Origin of the sequence: Desulfosporosinus hippei DSM 8344, from assembly GCF_900100785.1 — a bacterium.
Taxonomy (GTDB): domain Bacteria; phylum Bacillota; class Desulfitobacteriia; order Desulfitobacteriales; family Desulfitobacteriaceae; genus Desulfosporosinus; species Desulfosporosinus hippei.
Genome location: NZ_FNCP01000005.1, coordinates 141,532 through 161,044, shown reverse-complemented (window position 1 = coordinate 161,044; position 19,513 = coordinate 141,532). Strand labels below are relative to the sequence as shown.

Sequence of the window (19,513 nt, the reverse complement as noted above, 5' to 3'; positions counted from 1 at the left end):
AGTTTCTCGAGGGAAACTACCTGCAGGTTAATGTCTTGTTCAAGCGGGATCTGCTTTCAAACATGCGAATGCGACTTGAAAGTGGAAGAGAACGCACCGTCCGAGATAACCGGTACATTGCTGTCCAATGGATTAGTGATATATTAGGTTGTCTCTTTATTTTTAAGATGGAAGGGGGAAAAGACAAAATTCGAGGGAGGGTATTAATAAACAATATTCAATTTCTTTAGGGGGATAATTAAGAAGGAGTTGTTACACTGTGATTCTTCGTAATATAAAAAAAATTGGTTTAATGATAGCTTATGTGATGGTTGTTTATTTCGTTTTTCCAGATGATGCATATGCTATGCATATCATGGAAGGGTTCTTGCCCTTTAATTGGGCAGCCTTCTGGTGGATCGTGATGATTCCTTTTGTTGCTGCAGGGGTGTTTTCGATTAAAAAGACTGTGGCTCAACACCCTAATTTGAAGATGCTGCTGGGGATGGCAGGAGCTTTTGCTTTCGTTTTATCTGCATTGAAGATCCCTTCTGTGACTGGCAGTTGTTCACATCCTACAGGTGTTGGCTTAGGTGCCATTTTGTTTGGACCCGCAGCTATGACTGTCTTAGGAATGATAGTCTTAATCTTTCAGGCACTATTGTTAGCTCATGGAGGAATAACCACATTAGGAGCCAATACGTTTTCTATGGGGATTGTTGGTCCTTTTGTCTCCTACGGTATCTACAGAGGCTTAAAAAGAATGGGTGCACCGCAGTGGTTTTCTATCTTTATGGCTGCAACTCTTGGTGATTTGATGACCTATGTTACCACCTCAATTCAGTTGGGATTAGCTTTTCCAGCGGCTTCAGGCGGAGTGACGGCAGCGATACTTAAGTTTATGAGCATTTTTGCGTTCACTCAAATTCCTTTAGCGATTAGTGAAGGGTTACTTACAGTGATGGTCTTTAATATTCTGATGGCCTATAGTCAAAAAGAGTTACAGGTTTTAAGAGCCTTTACTGGCAACGCCATATCTTCCATAAAACGGGGGGTGAAAGCATGAAGCTCTTTACTAAGAATATGATAATTCTACTATTTGTTGTCTTATTAGCAGTTCTACCCCTCTATGTAGCAGGAGACGCCGAATTCGGCGGCGCAGATGGTCTGGCTTCAGATGCTATCATGGAACTCAATGCTGATTACACTCCTTGGTTTGAGTCCTTATGGGAACCACCTAGCGGTGAGATTGAATCATTATTGTTTGCCTTGCAAGCGGCAATAGGAAGTGGATTTGTTTTCTATTATATAGGTTATTCCAAGGGCAGACAGGGTCAAAATAAGAGGGATCAAGCGTGATAGCTATTGATAGTTATGCTTATAATAATAATTTAAAAGCTGTTCATCCCGCAGAAAAATCTCTTTTTGCTATGCTCACAATGGTTGTGTGTCTCACGTCTAAAACGACGATCACCCCTCTAGTAATCTTAGCTATAATGTCGGGAGGAATTATTCTAAAAGCAGGTATTCCAGCACGTGTATTAATTAAGCTTTTAGCAATTCCTCTTTCCTTTCTTTTGATTAGCGTTTTAACAATTGCATTCTCGCTTTCTAGCGATCCTTCGGGATTTTTGCTTGCTCATAGGATTAATAGCTTAACGATAGGAATACGTTACTCGGATTTGATCACCGCCGTCAACCTCTTTCTCAGATCAATTGGGGCCGTATCATGTCTTTATTTCTTGGCTTTGACGACTCCTCTGACGGAGCTGATTACAGTACTACATAGATTAAAAGTTCCTTTTATCATTACAGAATTAATGGTGCTGATTTATCGGTTTATCTTTGTATTTTTAGATACTGCAACAACGATTCGACGTGCTCAACTTTCCCGGTCAGGTTATGTATCTATGAAAAGTTCTTTCCGCTCGATGAGTAGGTTGTTTTCAGCACTATTAGGGAAAGTTTTTCTGAAATCCCAAGACTTATACAATACTATGGCTTCTAGGTGTTACACAGGAGAGATTAGGGTTCATACCAAGAAACACCCAGTTAATCTTAAGAATTATGGTATAATAATAGGGCTTGAAATTCCTTTAATACTATTGAATTTGCTTTGGAGGTAATTTGATGTCAGAGCTCATACTTGAAGCAGTTGATTTGGAGTATTCTTATCCGGATGGCACAAGTGCTTTGCGCAAAGTAAATTTGCAAGTTCGAAAGGGAGAAAAATTAGCTATTCTTGGTTCCAATGGAGCTGGAAAATCTACTTTATTTATGCATTTTAATGGAATTTATAGCCCAAGCTCGGGTACAATTAAATTTCAAGGGCAGGCCATTTCTTATAAAAAGAAGCCTTTAATTGAATTACGCAAGAAAGTCGGAATTGTCTTTCAAGATCCGGATAGTCAGTTGTTTTCAGCGAGTGTATGGCAGGACATCTCTTTTGGCCCACTCAATCTGGGACTTTCAGAAGAAGAAGTTACAAAAAGAGTTAGACAGGCCTTAACAGATACAGAGACCTCAGAACTAGAGGGGAAACCAACACACTTGTTAAGTTACGGACAGAAAAAGCGGGTTTCTATTGCCGGGGTATTAGCTATGGAACCCGAAATTATTATTTTTGACGAGCCAACCGCAGGAATGGATCCGCGTCATTCACAGGAGTTTATGCTGCTTCTCGATAAACTGAGTTCTGAAGGAAAAACTATCGTATTGTCAACTCATGATGTTGATTTAGCTTACAGCTGGTCAGATAGGCTAGCAATAATGTATCGCGGAGAAATTATCGCTCATGGATTGCCTGGTGACCTGTTAACTCGTCCGGAGATAGTTAAGCGTGCTGACCTTACAATTCCCTGGCTAATAGAAGCACATAGTGAGTTAGTTAAAAAAGGATGGCTGCCTGCCTCCGCCCCTTTACCGAAAACAAAAGATCAATTGTTTCAGAACATCCCTCTTAAGAAAGGACAGCAAAGTGCATAGAGTTAATGGACATCTCCATGGAGGTTAACGATGATATTACTTTTAGGAGAAACAGCTGCAGCAAGAGAGATCAGTGAGTGTCTCAACAATAGAAGGCTTGAGCTTATGAGAATCCAAATGTGGAATGAAAAATCATGTTTGCATTTGCCTTCATTAATTATTGATGCTAGTCCTCCTTCCAGCAGTTTAAAGTTTGCCCCTCTACGCAATTGGGGTGAACAAAGAGGGATTCCTTATCTTCGTTTAGAAAGACCGGAGACAATTATTCCTGTCAGTCCTTTAATATATCCTATTGCTAATTGGGAAGAGGCATTGTCACTATTAGAACAACGCGTTAGTGCTTTGTATCAAGAGAAGGGCCGTCTTGCAACGGTTTTTGTTACGACGGGTAGCCACCAATTAGACAGTATAGTTAGAAGTTCCTTCGCTCGATTTGCCCGTATAGTTGTCAGGGTCTTGCCGGAAGGACGTTTGGTTCAAAAATGCCAGGATATGGGCATTTCTCCAAGGGATATTGTAGCTATGCAAGGGCAATTCTCAAAAGAGGTTAATAGAGTATTTTTTAAATTCTATGGAGCTGATATTCTTTTGACTCGAGATAGTGGGTCTGCAGGTGGAACAGATACGAAAATCTCTGCAGCCTTAGAGTTGGGCTTAGAGATAGTTCTAATAAAAAGAAACACAGTTAATTTAGGATTAACCGTGTATAGTGTTCATGAGTTACTAGATTGGGTGGATGCTAATGTTGCGAGAGCTACTTAACTTAATAATAAAGGGGCTATCCTAAAACTCGTGAAGCATCTATACAAACAAAGCGACATCCTTCTTCTTGACAGTGAAGAAAGAACGCACGCTTTGTTTGCTGTGAACGTATTTCAACTAGGGAAACTTTTCAGGAGCCTTAAATTCTCTTGGTAACAAAAATGCAGAGCAAGCCGTTAACCGATTAAGGCGACGACTTGCTCTGCATTTACTCAATAAGGTTTACCATAATAGATTTTAACTTTAGACTTTAGGTTGAGGTTTAATGGTCTTAACGTTATAATCGACTTGCTCTAGCTTAAACTTAGCGTAACAATAATCACCTTCAGGTAAGTGCCAAATGCCTTCACCATAGGTTGGTAGTTTAGATCCATTGACTTCTGCGTAATCTTTGACAGGGGTTGACCATTGTGCTTTTTGGTATGTCTTGCCAATGGTCATGTATCGATCTTCTGTGACAAAGTTTGTCAACGCACCGCTAGGATTGAAGTATAGAATTGCGGATACTTTACGTCCGTTATCATTAAAGATAGCTTTAGCTGTCAAGGAATCAATACTTTCCCATTGAATCCTAGGATCAATTAGAGTGGCTGGTGCCCATAAACACATATCATTTAATAAAGTAACTTGTTCACCTATGTCCATTTCTGGGCCTGAAGCATCAGCCACGGTAAAGACGCCTCCCAGTTTGATCAACATATTCCCTTTGCTTCGCTTATAGGAATCTAAACCTAAAATCGGTATTCTGTACATTTTTGCTTTTATATAAAATATTCTTGCAAGGTCATCCATAAAGTTATATTGTTCGGGATTAATCTTCAGCCAATCCTTTTTGGGGTCTATCTTCATTTGCCCTGTAAAGTGAATTCTGAAATTATAGACTTTTTCTTTACCGATTACACCAACATAGTTCAGGTATCTCTGAACAGGTAAAGGTAAATGATTGACGTCAATTTCCGATACTAATGTAGTTTCAAATTCAATTCCATGACCTAAGCCTTCCTCGACCTTTAATTTATAGGCTTTTTTTAAGTCTTGAGATTTATAAAGAAGGAGTGTGAGAATCAGAAGTGCTAAGAAAATGAGAATTATAACTAGGTTGTTCTTTTGCATTGACTAATACACATCCTTTCTTTGCAGTCTAGGATTTGGAGTGATGAACCCATTTGTCCATTTATTTTCTAGAGATGGATACTCATTTCCTTTTCTAAAAAGGATCTTTGAGAATAATTTTATGGGTATTATAAGCTATAAGTGATCTTAACCGAAAATAGGAATTTCTCTAACTTGAGAATCGGAAGACTTGAAAAATGGCTGAAATAGTATAAGGTGTTATTATACGCAGAAAGACTATTCGTGGTTAATTAGTTTCAATTTGAATGGGAGAGGAGAAATTATGCTGGATCTTCTTTATAGACGCCGCAGTATTCGTAAATACAAACCTGAGAAATTGGATTCTGAAACAGTTCAAGTACTTATTAAAGCTGCGCTATTAAGTCCATCATCTCGTGGTTTTCAACCTTGGCAATTTCTTGTTGTCGACGACTCTGACGTATTAACCCAATTAGCATCCAGCAAGAAAGGCGCTGGATTTCTGAAAGATGCAGCGTTAGGCATTGTGATCTTGGCTGATCCGGCAAAAAGTGATGTCTGGATAGAAGACGCTTCAATTGCGGCGACAATTCTGCAACTTACATCAGAATCATTAGGCTTGGGATCTTGCTGGATCCAAATAAGGGAACGACTTTTTTCGGAATATGAAACCGCAGAACAGTATGTGCGCAGGATCTTAAGTATCCCAGAAAACCTTAAGGTCGCTTCGATAATTTCGATAGGATACCCTGATGAGACCAAAACCCCTTATGTAGATCAAGACTTACAATTTGAGAAAGTCCATTGGCACAACTATTAATAGGGTTACTTAGTCTTTTATTGCAAGGGAAAATGTCGACTTTACCAATAGATTTTGAATAGTTTTCTTCGGCTAGTCAAATGTATTGAGACTATGAAGTGGTATCGGAATCCATAGAATGATGAAGAAAGGGCTATAGATTAAGCCCCTTCTTCATCATTCTATACTAATGGTTCCCTAAAATGAGGTTGTAGAGTTTTTCTGTCAAGGTGTGGCTGATTTATGAGCTCAGATATTGCTCTGCAAAGCCGAAAAATTCCTTCGCGAATTGTTGATGTGGAATGACGAGAAAAACAGAGTCTAATACAGCTTCTTCCACCAGAGTTAACATAGAAAGCATTTCCCGGGACGAAGGCTACTTTTTTTTCGGCGGCCTTGGTAAGTAGAGCTGTGGCTTTCATTTCTTGGGGGAGTTGACACCATATGTAATACCCACCTGTCGGTATTGTCCAGGATAAGCCTTCAGGAGCATACTCCTCCAAGGCAGCAATCATGGCATCACGCTGAAGCTTATAGTGGTTACGTACGAGGGGGAGATGAATGTCAAGTAGCCCTCGGTTGCAGAATTCAGTCATGATCCATTGAGTTGTTGTGCTGCTATGTAGGTCAACGTGCTGTTTGGCAAGTGATAATTGTTCAAGTAACTGGGAAGGAGCAATACACCACCCTAGTCGAAGACCTGGGAAAAGCATTTTCGAAAAGGTGCCGAGATAGATGACGTGCTCATGCTCGTCAAAGGATTTTAGACTTGGCAGAGACTTTTCTCCATAATAGAGTTCACTATAGGGATCGTCTTCCACAATTGGTATGTGAAATTGATAAGCTAACTTAAGAAGTTGATGACGCCGCTCCAAACTCATGGTTGTTCCCGTAGGATTTTGAAAGGTTGGAAGGGTGTAGATAAATTTAGGACGATGTCTGGAGAGTATCTGCTCTAATACATCAGTTCTTAACCCTTCTTCATCCAGGGGTACAGTAAGAATGTGCGCACCTGACGATTTAAAAACTCCAATCGCCCCTAAGAAGGAAGGTTCTTCCATCACAACATAGTCGCCGGGTTCTAGGAATACTTTAGTCAGAAGATCGAGTCCTTGTTGAGATCCTGAAGTTATGAGGATTTCTTGGGGGTTGGTATCTATGCCTTGGCTATTGAACCAATTGGCTAAATATTGGCGCAGAGGATAATGTCCAATGGTAGATGCATATTCGAAAGCTTTCCAATTGCCAGGGCGAATTATCTCTTGACATATTTCATTAAGTTCTTTTAATGGATAATATTCCCCTGCAGGGGATCCTAAGGCAAAAGAGATCCGGTCTTCGTTACTAATCTCGTCTAATATCGACGCTAATACTGGGTTATGCATTCGTTTAGACTGACTGGTATAGAAATTTTGCCAAGATATTGGTTGAACAGGTACAGGTTGTGCCTCTGCACGAATGGTATTAGAGGAGCCTTCCAGAGAGTGTTGAATTGTTTGAAGAGAATTTACAGTACTTCCTTTGCCCACATGTGACCGTATCAAGCCATCTGCTACCAGTTCATGATAGGCATTAACCACTGTTGTGCGATTTACTCCTAATAGGGTGGCCAGTTTTCGCTCAGGAGGAAGTCGGTAACCGGATGGAAGTTCGTTTGTCAGGATAAGCAGACGAATCTGGCTCCTTATCTGTAAATAAAGCGGTGTCTTAAGGGAGCGGTCTAAATTCAGCTTCATGTTCATATCCTCAATTCGTATATGCGTGCCAAAAGCATGAGCCTAGGGCATCGCAATCAAAGTATTTTGGCTAAAAGTTTTATCCCTTGTTGGATTTGAGATGGGGAAGGGTTAGAGAAGTTTAGTCTCATGCTATTATGACTTTTTTTATTCACATAAAAATTAGCTCCAGGAACATATGCTACATTAGTTGCTAATGCTTTAGGTAAAAGCTTTAGGGTATCATATCCTTCAGGCAAAGTCAGCCAAATAAACATTCCTCCGGTTGGTTCAGTCCATAGGGCCTTGTTCGAGAAGGCTTTCTTAAGCTCACTAAGCATAAGGTCCCTTCGGCATTGATAAGCATGGCGAATCGTCTCAATATGTTCAGTTGGTGAAAAGTGTGTTAAATAGTAATGGGTAGCCCTCTGTAGTAAAGTACCAGTGTGCAAATCGGCACCTTGTTTTGCTATGACAAGTTTAGCTATCAGACTCTTTCCTCCGACAATCCAACCAAGCCGAATTCCAGGTGCCAGAGTTTTAGAAAAGGTTCCCAAGTAGATTACTTCATCGTCGGTTGAAAAGGATCGGATAGGAGGTGCGGCTTGACCATCATAACAGAGTTCGCTGTAGGGGTCATCCTCAATAATGGGAACCCTATAGTCGCGTGCTATCCGGAGCACAGCTTTTCGCTCATCAGTGGTAAAAGTACTTCCGGTTGGATTCTGGTAGGTGGGTGTTAAGTAAATAATCTTTGGTTGGTTCTGTTTTATCAATACTTCGAGAGCATTCTCGTCAATTCCTGCGTCATTAGTTGGGATTGTCATAAAATTGGCCTGGTAGCTTTGAAAGGATTGGATGGCTCCTAGATAGCTGGGATTCTGTAAAAGTACGACGTCGCCGGGATTAATAAATAGCTTTGCCAGTAGATCTAATCCTTGTTGTGAACCGTTGGTAAGTAGAATGTTCTCAGCTTCTGTCACGATTCCTCTCACTCGCATTTGAGCGGCTATTTCCTGGCGCAAAGGCAGATATCCCTCTGTTGCCCCATATTGAAGGACTGAAGGATCTTTTGCTCCTAGAACTTGGTAATAGGATTCCTTAATTTCTTCAAGAGGAAATAACTCCGCAGCTGGAAGACCTCCTGCAAACGAAATAATCTGTGGTTGCTCTGCAACCTTTAAGAGTTCACGTATTGCCGAGCTATCCATATGGGTTACTCTTTCAGCAAAGGTATATTGCATAATGGTTCTTCCTCCTATTAAGTTTTAGTTAATTATAGAAAGGAGAATCTGACGACACAACATCCAATTGGATGATTATGAAATACATCCAGTTGCTGATTTTAAGTAGCAGGGGCTAACCGTAGATATATTCTCGAAGCCCTTAATGTCTTGTTTAGTGAGAATGGTATGCCTTCAAGTTTTTAGACAAGACCTTAGTTTTCATGAGCTGCGTTTTGCAATGGCTGAAACTTTAGCTCATCTTGTATATTTGGCTGAAAAAGGTGAATTAGAGATTGAATTCCAGGATGGAGTCCAAATTTTTCGAATGGTATAAAACTCATAAGGTGTACTGGCACGAAAAGCAGCCTCCTCCTTCCACTCTAATAGTGAAAGGAGGAGGCTTGCGATTACGGTTAACATTCCTTTTAGACCGATTGAGTATTATCAATTAAAGACGAAATCAGGTCGTGTGAGAGAAGGTTTTCCGTAAAAATATTCATAGCCATAGACATTTCGCTGTTCTTTGGTCTAATTATGGAAAATGAACGAACTAATCGTTTGTCCTTAATCCGAATGGCGGTTAATTCCTTTGTTTTTAGTTCCTTGTGTACAATCCAGCTTGAGACCAGGGCAATTCCTAAGCCGGCAATAACCGCTTGTTTTACGGCTTGGCTGCTTCCAAAAATGTGAGTCTTTTTAACATCAATTTTCCATTCTTTGATTAACTTGTCACTATAATCGCGTGTTCCGGAACCACTTTCTCTTAGAATCCAGACGCGATCTTGGAGATCCTCTGCTGTAACAACGGGGAGTCCGGCCAGAACATGTTGATTTGGCACAACTAAAATGATTTCGTCATCCATTAAAGCTTGGACGTCCAGATCAGCGTGATTAACTTCACCTTCTACTAATCCCAGGTCAAGATGATTGGAGCGAACGGCATTAGTGATTTCTACCGTATTAGCAATAGATGCCTCTATGTCCACATTTGGAAATTGGGCAACAAATTCAGTTAAGGCATAAGGCAAAATGTACTCTCCAATAGTATAGCTGGCCCCAACTTTAAGTGATCCGGTAACCGTGTTGGTTAACTGGTTAATTTCCAGCTTCGCTTTATCATAAAGCAGCAAAATTTGCTTAGCTATGCCGTAGAGAATCTCACCTGCTTGAGTGAGCTCTAGGTGTTTTGGAGATCGGTTAATTAACTTGGAGCCAAGTTCATTTTCTAAATTCCTTATTTGTAAACTTACACTGGGCTGGGACAAATATAGTTCTTCAGCTGCACGGGAAAAATTTTTAAGTTCAGCTACGGTTACAAAGATTTTCAAAGGATCGGCAATCATTGTTTACACCCCTAGTCCAGTTAAATGGTTAATTTAGCACTTAAAATTTACTTCAAGATACAGAATGCTCGTCATAATAATACAACAAATACCGGCAAACAAAAATACAGTTTACTAATGATAAGCTAAAGGAACCTATATTGCCTCATAACCTGGTATGAATCTATAGTTTACTCACAGGGCATTTGCTGCTGATGAGTTGAATTTTGATTTGTTGACAAGAATAGGGAGGCAATAGAAATGTGGTTTCAGGCTAAAGTGAACTTAGGTTTTCAGCAAAGTTTAATGATAGAACAGGAAAGGCGAAACCGTTTTGTAATGGGAATTATGTTTACCATGGTTTTTGCCGGTGCTGGAACCTTGCTAGGAAGCCTGCCGTTTATAGAGCGAATTGGAGCAATGTTAAGCGCTATTTTGATGGCGGTAATATATCGTAATGTTGTTGGGTATCCCGAGAGTCTACGAGAAGGAATACAATTTTCCGCACGTTATCTGATGAGGTTTGCTATTATTCTTTATGGGTTCAAGTTAAATATTGATTTGGTGATTCATAAAGGTGGAATTCTGCTTTTCTATGATGTTCTAACAATTGTTATGGGGATTAGTGTTACCATGTTATTGGCAAAGTTATTTAAAGCAGACTTGAATCTCTCGCTGCTTTTAGGAATCGGGACTGGAGTTTGTGGGGCCGCGGCAATTGCCGCTGTCTCTCCAATTCTCAAAGCCAATGATGAAGATACTGCAATTGGAGCAGGAATCATTGCTTTGGTTGGAACAGTTTTTGCTTTATCCTACACATTTTTGATGCCCTTTTTGCCAATAAGTTCTGTCACTTATGGAATCTGGAGTGGAGTTAGTTTGCATGAGATAGCTCATGTTGCAGCAGCGGCTATGCCTGCAGGTCCGGATGTTATGGCTATAAGTTTACTTGCTAAGCTAGGCAGAGTGTTTCTGCTGATTCCCTTAAGTTTTCTTCTCTCCATGTGGATGAAGCGTAAGGAAGGTGGAAAGAGTAATCAAAGTGCACCCTTTCCTTGGTTTTTAGTAGGATTTATCATTACAAGTTTGATAGGAACCTATCTTGAGATTCCCGAGAATGTGTTAAAGGACATTTCCTCAGCATCATCGTTTCTTCTAGGTGCGGCTATGGTTGGGTTAGGGCTTAATGTTCACCTCTCTAGTTTACGGACTCGTGCTATGAGACCCCTTTTGGCTATGATTATTGCTTCTATAGTGGTTTCCTCGGTATCCTTTTTTGCCTTAATGTGGCTGAGTGTATAGGTTAACTGGCTTCATTAGGATGAACTAGAAAACGAAAAATGTCTTTTTGCTCGTTTCTGGGGCTTATAAGAATAGAAACTAATAGCATTTTTGGTTTTAGGCATAAACCGGAGTTTGGAAATCAAGTATTGTTCATCTTCATTGTTTAAAGAGCGCCGACTAAGATTATGATTTTTGCCAAATAACTCTTCAAAGATCATTTCCTTACTAAGTGTTAAGCAGCGTTTATAGATATAATATCGTTCGCCGTGTGAAAACTGAATATACAGGACATTAGGATTTTGATTATGAATACCAATAATAGTCGTTGTCTCAGACTTATCGATTTTTGACCAGCCATCATAGAGTTCTTGAATTTGTTCAACTGCTTCAGAAAAAGAGTTGGCGGAAATTGAGAACTCTGCTATTTGAGTTTGATTAATGTCAGGAATAGGGTTCGAAAAAAAGTTCTCTCGCTCATAAACTTTTAGCTTTATAACATTTAAAGAGGAATCCCCTAGCGGTACAATTATTAATCCGATGGAACCTAAGTCAATGATTCTATTGGATAACAGTATCTCTTCCAAGCCCTTAGCCCCCTTTCGTTGGATCGTATAATTAGTTATTACCACGTAAAGGTATCTTTAGCCTGAAATTTTAGTTTTGATATATAATACTTATCAGTAATTTTCGTGGTTAGCACCTTTTTATTGAGAAGGATGGGTCTGACATTATCTGGATGAAGTTTGTGAGTATTTACGGGAGAATTTTCTTAGAAACCAATAGAGTCAGGGTCTTTTAAGATAATTAAATATTGAAATAGAAAAAGCAGAGGGCATCTGATCTGCACCCCAATTGTTAGACATCGTTAACAATGGAGGTGCACTTTTTCTATTTCGGTCAAGAATGACTGGTAACTAGTTATGACCATGCATCGATTCCCGTTGACCACTTGGTCAATTCGGTGATATAATCATATCAAATGGCTAAGCCTTAATAAGGGATGTCTTGCAACTAAGGAGAGAATATTTTTGTACGAGAATTTTGAAAATCTTAATGAAGATAAGAAGAAGAAGATTTTAGATGCCTGTATTCTTGAATTTGCCGATAAAGGGTATGACAAAGCTTCGACCAATGCAATTATAAAGGAAGCTGGTATATCCAAAGGAATTTTGTTTCATTATTTTAAAAATAAGAAAGCTCTATTTTGTTATGTCTTAGATTACTGTATGCTGGCGATGACAGAAGAATTTATGAAATATCCCTTAACTGAGACTAAAGATATCTTCCAAAGGTTTAGTGAACTGGGTGTGATTAAGCTTAAGATAGCTCAGGAATACCCCTATATTGTAAAACTGTTTATGGAAGCACTTGCAAGTCCGCCTGAGGAGATGCGTTCCGATATCGAAAAAAAGTATTTAAAAGCTTCTAAAGAATATATGCCAACGTTTTTTAAGGATATCGATTATTCAAAGTTCAGAGGTGGAGTAGAACCGTCCAAGGCAATTGAAGTAATCACGCTTTTTATAGGTGCACTTGGGGAAAAGTATCTCAAGGACTATAAGGGTAAGGAACATGAGCTGTTCCAAGATTACGATAAAATTATGGCAGAGTATATGGGATACATGGAAATCTTAAAGTATGGAATGTATAGCTTAGATTCCACGAACTAAGCCATTTTCTGGGGGGTGAGAGAGATGGATATTCTGATGGAAGGAAAAAATCTTCGCAAAAATTATAGTACCGGTGAAGTAGAAATCGAGGTTTTGAAGGGGATTGACTTCCAGATCTTCTCCGGAGAATTTATTGTAATATTGGGGCAAAGCGGCTCTGGGAAGACAACCTTGCTAAATATTATCGGCGGGATGACCCAGGCCTCAATTGGTGAGCTATATTACAAGGAACAGCCCCTACATGAGATTGATGACCAACAGCTTACCCTTTATCGACGAAATGAGGTCGGATTTGTCTTTCAAAATTACAATTTAATGCCTAATCTCACTGTCTATGAAAATGTAAGACTAGTTGCAGAAATTGCCGAAAATCCACTCTCAGTACTGGATATTTTACGGGAAGTCGGTCTGGAAAACTGGAAAGATCACTTTCCTGCCCAACTTTCGGGAGGCCAGCAGCAGCGGGTGGCCATCGCACGAGCTATTGTCAAAAACCCAGAGCTTTTGCTTTGCGATGAGCCGACGGGTGCCTTAGATATTCAAACAGGCATTCAGGTTTTAAAAGCCTTGCAGAAGTTGAACCTTAATTACCATAAGACCGTCATTATTATTACGCATAATGTAGAAATTGCCAAAATGGCCAATCGGGTTTTTTATTTAAAGGATGGATTACTGGATGATGTTAAAGTCATTGAAAAACCACTTTGTCCAGAGGAGATAACATGGTGATGCTTAGAAGAAAAGCGATAAGAGATATTAAAGAAAACTTTGGAGTTTATCTCGCCTGCATTATAGTTATCGCCATAGGCTTACTCCTCTATACTTCGATGTCCATTGCCGTGGAAAGTATGGATAAGGCACAGCAGGAGTTTTATACAGAAACCAACTTCGCCGACGGTTTTATCACTGTAACAGGGTATCCTGAAAATAAAGTAAACTCACTTACCTTGTTACCTGGTATTGATCAAGTTACAGGACGGATTGTCAAAGAAGTTCGTATCATAGACCAAGAGAAAAATTCTAATAAGTATTTGAAGATGGTTACGCTAAATAAGAGCAATGCTACTCAGATTAACCAGATTAAACTTATTGAGGGACAGCTTCCGAGGGAAAACCAACCTGAAATTCTCGTGGATCCCAAATTTTTAGAGGTTAATCATTTGTCCATTGGGGATTCAATTGATCTGAGTATCGATGGAAATCAGGTCCCCCTATATATTACAGGAACTGGGCAAAGTCCTGAGTTCATATACATTATGAGAAATGCCCAAGATCTTTATCCATCGGCTGAAGAATTTGGCATAGCCTATATTTCATTAGATACACTTAAGGTACTGGTAAAGGAAAAAGGGCAAGTTAATGATATTGTGTTTACTCTGGAAGAAGGGGTAAGTTTTGATTCAGTGAAAGACAATCTGCAAGCTGAGTTAAAGCCCTATGGCTTCCGTAGTATAGTCCCTCGCAAGGATCAGACAAGTCACTCCATTCTAACCAGCGAAATTAAACAAATCCGCACTACAACCAAAACCCTTCCCGTAGTGTTTTTAGGAGTTGCCGCCATCATTTTGTATACTATGCTGCGACGGCTCATCGAACAGCAACGAGTATCCATTGGAACCCTAAAGGCCTTTGGCTTTACTGATCTGGAGATTGTTTTACACTATCTGTCCTATCCCATGGTTATAGGGACAACAGGGGGATTGCTGGGAGGATTATCTGGAATCGCTCTTTCATTTCCCTTAACCACAATGTACCGGAATTTCTTCGCCCTACCTGGTCTTAAAAGTGAATTCTCGTTTAAATACCTCTTTATCAGTCTGGCGCTTGCTTTAGTCTTTAGCGTACTTAGTGGAATAAAAGGCAGTCTGGATATCTTGCGCCTGGAACCAGCTCAAGCTATGAGACCACCAGCGCCAGGGACTGCGCGCAAAACCTTAATCGAGAAATTCAGTTGGTTTTGGCAATCCCTTTCCTCTCAAGCCCAGATGGGTATTCGGGATGTGTTTCGTACACCAACCAGGAGTGTTTTTAATGTTGTAGGGATCGCTGTAGTCTATAGCTTAATGACAGTATCGTGGTCTATGCAGAATATGACCGACTTATTGACTGTGGTTCAGTTAGAACAAGTGCAAACCTATGATGTCAAATTACAGCTTAGCGAACCTTCCCCTACTGGGGCTACAAAATATGCCGTTGCCCATGACCCGGGGGTTTCCAGAGTTGAGCCAATCTTGGAAGTGCCTGCTTCTTTGAGAAATGGTTGGTTAAAGAAAGAAGTAGCCCTGATGGGTCTAGCTGAAGGGTCAAGACTTTATAATATCCTGGACAAAAACGGACTGCGCTTGGAGGTTCCTGACCACGGAATATTACTTTCCGAACATTTGGCCAAATCCTTGAATGTCAGCGTGGGGGACATTATTTATGTGGAAAGCTCCTTAAGGAGAGAGACCATTAGTCAAAAAGGTGAAAATTTATTGGTCACTGGAGTCGTTCCACAGTATGTTGGGCTTAATGCCTTCATGAAGGATACCGAATTACAACACTTTCTCAGGCAAGGAGAAATCAGTACTGCAATGTTGATCAAAATGGATCCTGCCGAAGTAGGAGCCATGAAAAGCAAATATCAAAATGCCAGTAATGTATCTTCCATCGAATCTCGCAAGGATACAGGGGCAAAGATCGAAAAAATGATGGAGTCTTTTGGTTTTACTGTTTGGTTGTTGGCAATTCTCGGAGGAATTTGTGGATTTGCCCTCATCTATAATTCAAGTATAATTTCTCTCTCAGAACGGAAACGAGAATTAGCTTCCCTTCGTGTGCTGGGAATGACACCCAGAGAGGTGCTTAGAGTAATCACCTCAGAACAATGGACATTATATGCCTTTGGAGTTCTGCTTGGTATACCTATGGCCTTTGTCTTAAGCATGAGTATGGCTCAGTCTATGAGCAATGACATGTACTCTCTTCCGGCAGATCTTCCGCCGATGGCTTTGCTGGGTGCGGCTGTAGGAACTGCATTTTCCGTTTTAGTAGCTCAAAGCAGGGCTTACTACAAAATAAAATCACTTCCCTATGTAGAAATTCTGGCAACTCGAGACTAAAGTTCGAATTGAACCTGAAAGATAAAGTAGGCAAACTGTAAATCTGTGAGTTGAGAGTAGGAGGGGTAAAAATGGTCGTAGAAAAAGCTAAGTTAAATCAAACATCAAATAGATTAAGATTGCCTAAGTTTAAAAATCGTAGACTCTTAATGTTTGGAGGACTTGCACTCCTGATTCTTATTGCGGTCACCATCTCTAAAGCCATGCCTCTGGCAGTAGACCTAATTACTCTGCAGCCCAATGATTTTAGCAAAGGTTTCACTGAGGAGGGGGAAGTTATGGCTGCAAAGGAGTGGCCAATCTTTAACCCGGTTGAAGGAAAACTGGAGTCCCTCAAGGTTGAAAATGGCGACAGCGTTATAAAAGGACAAGTACTATTGGAGATGAGTACTAGTGATTTGAATTATCAGCTGGAAGGATTGAAGGCACAATTACAGAGTCTCGAAGGACAGCGCTTGGAGAAGTATAAAAACCCTGATCAAGCGCAAATCGCCCAACAAACCTTACTCATTCAGCTGGCGGAAAAGGATGCCCAGACTGAGGAAGAAAACTTAGTTCGTCAGAAGGCGCTCTATGAGGCTGGTTCAATTGCGCGTGTTCAATACGAAGAAGCCGAGAGAGCTTTCGAAAAGGCAAAAAACCTCTTAGAGCAGCAGAAATTAGGCTTACAACTGATATATGAGCAACATCAAACTTCTAAAGGGACAGAGCTATATTATAGTAATCAGAAGAAAGCTCTTCAAGCGCAAATTGACCAGTTAGAAGAGAAGATTAGTAAAGCCATAGTGGTTGCCCAGCATGACGGGTTTATCAAAGATCTTTCTCTAAAAGAAGGCAACGTCATCTCCCAAGGTCAGCAAATTATGACCGTGTTCACAAATGGGGGGTACAAACTGGAAAGCTTTGTCCTGGCTAGTGACGCTCTTGATATTAAAGTGGGAAGTCCAGTTCAAGTGATTCAAGAAACCAGTTCGGGTAATAAGTCCTTTGAGGGTACAGTTGATGAGGTTGCTATCTCAGCTGTCGAGAAGATTTCTCCACTCGGACTTAAAGAAAATCGGGTTAAAGTTACTATTCAGCTCGCTGAAAACTCACCGACTGTCGTTTTGGGAAGCAATGTGGATGTCATGTTCACCACCTTAGAAGTTCCAGATCAATTAATGATCCCTAAAACGTCCCTTTTTCCTTATCAAGAAGGAGATGCAGTTTGGATAGTTCAGGAAGGTAAGGCAAAAATTCAGCCCGTGAAGAAAGGACTGGAAAATGACAGTCAAGTTACCATTGAGGAAGGCTTAAGTGAAGGAGATCAAGTTCTTCAGGATCCTAATTTAAAAGAACTTAAAGAAGGAAAACGCCTTAAATAGTATAAAAGTGGTATGACCTACGATATAAATACCTTTGTGTTGATCTAGAAAGAGTATAAGTAATGGATACCTTAATATGAAGGGCACTACAATAGCAGCCGATTATGAATTATCCGTTGCTATTGTTTGTGAATATATAAAATAGAACTATGTTGAATCGTCTTTGGAGTGTACTCTATCTATCTATGTATAAATCAGAGGAAAGAAAAGTCGGAAACACCCTTGACAATCGATGGAAGTAGTGTAGAATATTATAAACTGTTAAAATGACGATGACAGGAAATAGTATAATCCTAGTGCCGTTTTAAGAGAGTTGCCGGCTGGTGAAAGGCAATAATGGTTTGGGTTTAGAACTCTTCCTTGAGTAGCCGACCGAAATGTTGAAAGTAGGCTCGGACGGAACTTCCACCGTTAAAAGGAAGGGGATATCGGATGATTCGAAGATTCTCGATCGATGTTAGTTGGATCTATTAAGTTCTTTTAGATCGAACAATGAACACAATCAAGGAATATCGATAAGTCTCGTATCTGCAGAGAAGACGGCTAGCTATTTACCGTCAACTTGAGTGGTACCGCGAACTAACCCTTCGTCTCAATTAGAGATGAAGGGTTTATTTATTTTTAAGGAGGAATTGTAATGCGTAAATTGTATGTGTTTGATACTACCCTCAGAGATGGGGAGCAATCCTTAGGAATTACCCTTAACGTTAGAGAGAAATTAGAAATAGGGCACCAGTTAGTAAAGCTGGGAGTAGATATTATCGAAGCGGGTTTTCCGGCGTCCTCGCCCGGCGACATGGAGTCAGTTCGTACAATGGCCCAAGAACTAAAAGGAGTAACCATCTGTGGGCTGACTAGGGCAGTAGAAGCGGACATTGATCTCTGTGCCCAAGCTCTGCGCAAAGCGGAATATCCACGAATCCATACCGGCATAGGGGTATCTCCAGTCCACATGGAAAAGAAATTAAAACTTAACCCAGATCAAGTTGTAGAACAGGCTGTTGCAGCAGTGAAGTACGCCAAAAAATATGTGAGTGATGTTGAATTTTACGCAGAGGATGCGTTTCGAAGTGATCCCATATTTTTAGCAAGAGTTATTGAAAATGTTATTTCGGCAGGGGCTACTGTCGTTAATATTCCCGATACGGTCGGTTATGCCAGCCCGTGGGAATATGGGGAGCTTATAGGTTATGTGATTAAAAACGTTAAGAATATTGACAAAGCCATCGTGAGTGTTCATTGCCACAATGACTTGGGCATGGCAACGGCCAACTCCTTAGCAGGAATAAGAGCAGGAGCCAGCCAAGTGGAGGGAACAATAAATGGTATTGGTGAGCGAGCAGGTAATACTTCTCTTGAAGAGGTTATCATGGCAATTTACACTCGGCGGGCTGCGTATGGAGTAGAGAGCAAAGTTAATACTCGTGAAATATCAGCCACCAGCAGACTGGTTTCCCGCATAACAGGAGTAACTGTTCCTGATCATAAGGCAATTGTAGGTGCTAATGCTTTCAACCATGCTTCGGGTATTCATCAGGATGGGGTTCTTAAGGATCGAGAAACCTATGAGATTATTCAACCGGAAACTATTGGAGTCGCGCAGAACCTAATTAGCCTTACAGCTAGATCGGGGAGGCATGCTCTTCAGCATTGTTTAGAAGAACTAGGTTACCAGGTATCGGGAGCTCAGCTGGATGACGTTTATAAAAGATTTTTACAGTTGGCAGATCTTAAGAAAGAAGTGTTTGACCAAGATTTGTTTGTTCTGATGGGAGATTCAGGAGGTGCTCTTAATAGTATTGTTTTGCAGAGTATGTCTATTGCGACAAATGGAATTGAGATGGCTACGGCAACGGTAAGCCTGGAAATTGAAGGAACTATAATGACTGATGCCGCCTGTGGAAATGGCCCGGTAAATGCATTATTCAATACTATTGATAGAATCACAGGAAATACCGCAATTCTTGAAGATTACACCCTGAAATCTGTAACAAGAAGCAGCGAGGCACTGGGAGAGGCTACGGTTAAGTTGCGTCACGAGGATGGACGTCTTGTAGTTGGAAAGGGTTTTTCGACTGATATCATAGAGGCCAGCGCTAAAGCCTATATTAATGCTCTCGAAAAGAGAGAAATACGCCCCGATTCTGGGGGGAGCGAAGAGGAAGCTTAAACAACCCATTGCATGGGGGCTACCCCATTAATGAAATGGATCCT

The 19,513-nt window shown here is 40.5% G+C and carries 18 protein-coding genes and 1 other annotated feature; of the genes, 13 read left to right on the top strand and 5 right to left on the bottom strand.

The genetic code is table 11. The annotated features are described in order from the left end of the window. Positions 1-292: 292 nt before the first annotated feature. The 5 genes from BLS16_RS06445 to BLS16_RS06425 are packed head-to-tail and all read left to right on the top strand — an operon-like array spanning position 293 to position 3,726. Entirely contained in the window at positions 293-1,045 is a 753-nt protein-coding gene (locus tag BLS16_RS06445; protein ID WP_092331466.1) for an energy-coupling factor ABC transporter permease, read from the top strand. Further along, on the top strand, positions 1,042-1,338 hold the full coding sequence (locus BLS16_RS06440; protein ID WP_092331371.1) for an energy-coupling factor ABC transporter substrate-binding protein: 297 nt from the start codon (positions 1,042-1,044) through the stop codon (positions 1,336-1,338). The genes BLS16_RS06445 and BLS16_RS06440 overlap by 4 nt, the downstream gene beginning before the upstream one ends. Beyond that, on the top strand, positions 1,335-2,105 hold the full coding sequence (gene cbiQ, locus BLS16_RS06435) for a cobalt ECF transporter T component CbiQ (RefSeq protein ID WP_092331369.1): 771 nt from the start codon (positions 1,335-1,337) through the stop codon (positions 2,103-2,105). Before BLS16_RS06440 ends, cbiQ begins: the two co-directional genes overlap by 4 nt. A 4-nt stretch (positions 2,106-2,109) precedes the next feature. After that, positions 2,110-2,964: an energy-coupling factor ABC transporter ATP-binding protein gene (locus BLS16_RS06430; RefSeq protein WP_092331366.1), complete on the top strand. Its 855-nt coding sequence runs from the start codon at positions 2,110-2,112 to the stop codon at positions 2,962-2,964. Between the two features lie 30 nt (positions 2,965-2,994). After that, on the top strand, positions 2,995-3,726 hold the full coding sequence (locus tag BLS16_RS06425) for a precorrin-6A/cobalt-precorrin-6A reductase (RefSeq protein ID WP_092331364.1): 732 nt from the start codon (positions 2,995-2,997) through the stop codon (positions 3,724-3,726). Positions 3,727-3,969: 243 nt separating this feature from the next. Here the strand turns inward: BLS16_RS06425 and BLS16_RS06420 are convergent, their stop codons facing one another. After that, positions 3,970-4,839: a DUF6544 family protein gene (locus BLS16_RS06420; protein WP_092331361.1), complete on the bottom strand. Its 870-nt coding sequence runs from the start codon at positions 4,837-4,839 to the stop codon at positions 3,970-3,972. A 283-nt stretch (positions 4,840-5,122) separates the two neighbouring features. Here BLS16_RS06420 and BLS16_RS06415 point away from each other — a divergent pair, with 283 nt between their 5' ends. Next, positions 5,123-5,638 carry a nitroreductase family protein gene (locus BLS16_RS06415; RefSeq protein ID WP_092331359.1) on the top strand — a complete coding sequence of 172 codons (516 nt, stop codon included), beginning with the start codon at positions 5,123-5,125 and terminating at the stop codon, positions 5,636-5,638. Positions 5,639-5,799: 161 nt separating this feature from the next. Here BLS16_RS06415 and pdxR read toward each other — a convergent pair whose 3' ends face one another. Together pdxR and BLS16_RS06405 are read right to left on the bottom strand one after the other, a co-directional pair. Then, a complete protein-coding gene (gene pdxR / locus BLS16_RS06410; protein ID WP_092331356.1) occupies positions 5,800-7,353 on the bottom strand; it encodes a MocR-like pyridoxine biosynthesis transcription factor PdxR in 1,554 nt (517 codons plus the stop codon). A 56-nt stretch (positions 7,354-7,409) separates the two neighbouring features. Further along, positions 7,410-8,576 (bottom strand): aminotransferase-like domain-containing protein, encoded by a 1,167-nt coding sequence (locus tag BLS16_RS06405; protein ID WP_092331354.1) that lies wholly within the window; start codon positions 8,574-8,576, stop codon positions 7,410-7,412. A gap of 145 nt (positions 8,577-8,721) precedes the next feature. On the opposite strand from BLS16_RS06405, the gene BLS16_RS24760 reads away from it, so the two are divergent. Continuing rightward, positions 8,722-8,892, top strand: coding sequence for a hypothetical protein (locus BLS16_RS24760; protein WP_345788517.1), 171 nt, complete (start codon positions 8,722-8,724; stop codon positions 8,890-8,892). Between the two features lie 91 nt (positions 8,893-8,983). Here BLS16_RS24760 and BLS16_RS06400 read toward each other — a convergent pair whose 3' ends face one another. Beyond that, positions 8,984-9,901 carry a LysR family transcriptional regulator gene (locus BLS16_RS06400; RefSeq protein ID WP_092331351.1) on the bottom strand — a complete coding sequence of 306 codons (918 nt, stop codon included), beginning with the start codon at positions 9,899-9,901 and terminating at the stop codon, positions 8,984-8,986. Between the two features lie 240 nt (positions 9,902-10,141). Here BLS16_RS06400 and BLS16_RS06395 point away from each other — a divergent pair, with 240 nt between their 5' ends. Continuing rightward, the gene (locus tag BLS16_RS06395) at positions 10,142-11,182 is read left to right on the top strand and encodes a YeiH family protein (RefSeq protein WP_092331348.1); all 1,041 of its coding nucleotides are present in this window, start codon (positions 10,142-10,144) and stop codon (positions 11,180-11,182) included. Positions 11,183-11,196: 14 nt separating this feature from the next. Here BLS16_RS06395 and BLS16_RS06390 read toward each other — a convergent pair whose 3' ends face one another. After that, a complete protein-coding gene (locus BLS16_RS06390; protein ID WP_092331346.1) occupies positions 11,197-11,748 on the bottom strand; it encodes a hypothetical protein in 552 nt (183 codons plus the stop codon). A gap of 444 nt (positions 11,749-12,192) precedes the next feature. Here BLS16_RS06390 and BLS16_RS06385 point away from each other — a divergent pair, with 444 nt between their 5' ends. The 5 genes from BLS16_RS06385 (at position 12,193) to BLS16_RS06365 (ending at position 19,469) form a co-directional block, all read left to right on the top strand. After that, a complete protein-coding gene (locus BLS16_RS06385; protein ID WP_092331343.1) occupies positions 12,193-12,834 on the top strand; it encodes a TetR/AcrR family transcriptional regulator in 642 nt (213 codons plus the stop codon). A 24-nt stretch (positions 12,835-12,858) separates the two neighbouring features. Further along, on the top strand, positions 12,859-13,563 hold the full coding sequence (locus BLS16_RS06380; protein ID WP_092331340.1) for an ABC transporter ATP-binding protein: 705 nt from the start codon (positions 12,859-12,861) through the stop codon (positions 13,561-13,563). Further along, entirely contained in the window at positions 13,557-15,935 is a 2,379-nt protein-coding gene (locus BLS16_RS06375; protein ID WP_092331338.1) for an ABC transporter permease, read from the top strand. Before BLS16_RS06380 ends, BLS16_RS06375 begins: the two co-directional genes overlap by 7 nt. Positions 15,936-16,006: 71 nt before the next feature. Continuing rightward, entirely contained in the window at positions 16,007-17,299 is a 1,293-nt protein-coding gene (locus tag BLS16_RS06370) for an efflux RND transporter periplasmic adaptor subunit (protein WP_092331335.1), read from the top strand. Positions 17,300-17,562: 263 nt separating this feature from the next. Continuing rightward, positions 17,563-17,897: a binding site (T-box leader), on the top strand. A gap of 39 nt (positions 17,898-17,936) precedes the next feature. Beyond that, positions 17,937-19,469 carry a 2-isopropylmalate synthase gene (locus BLS16_RS06365; RefSeq protein ID WP_092331333.1) on the top strand — a complete coding sequence of 511 codons (1,533 nt, stop codon included), beginning with the start codon at positions 17,937-17,939 and terminating at the stop codon, positions 19,467-19,469. The last annotated feature ends 44 nt before the right edge of the window (positions 19,470-19,513 follow it).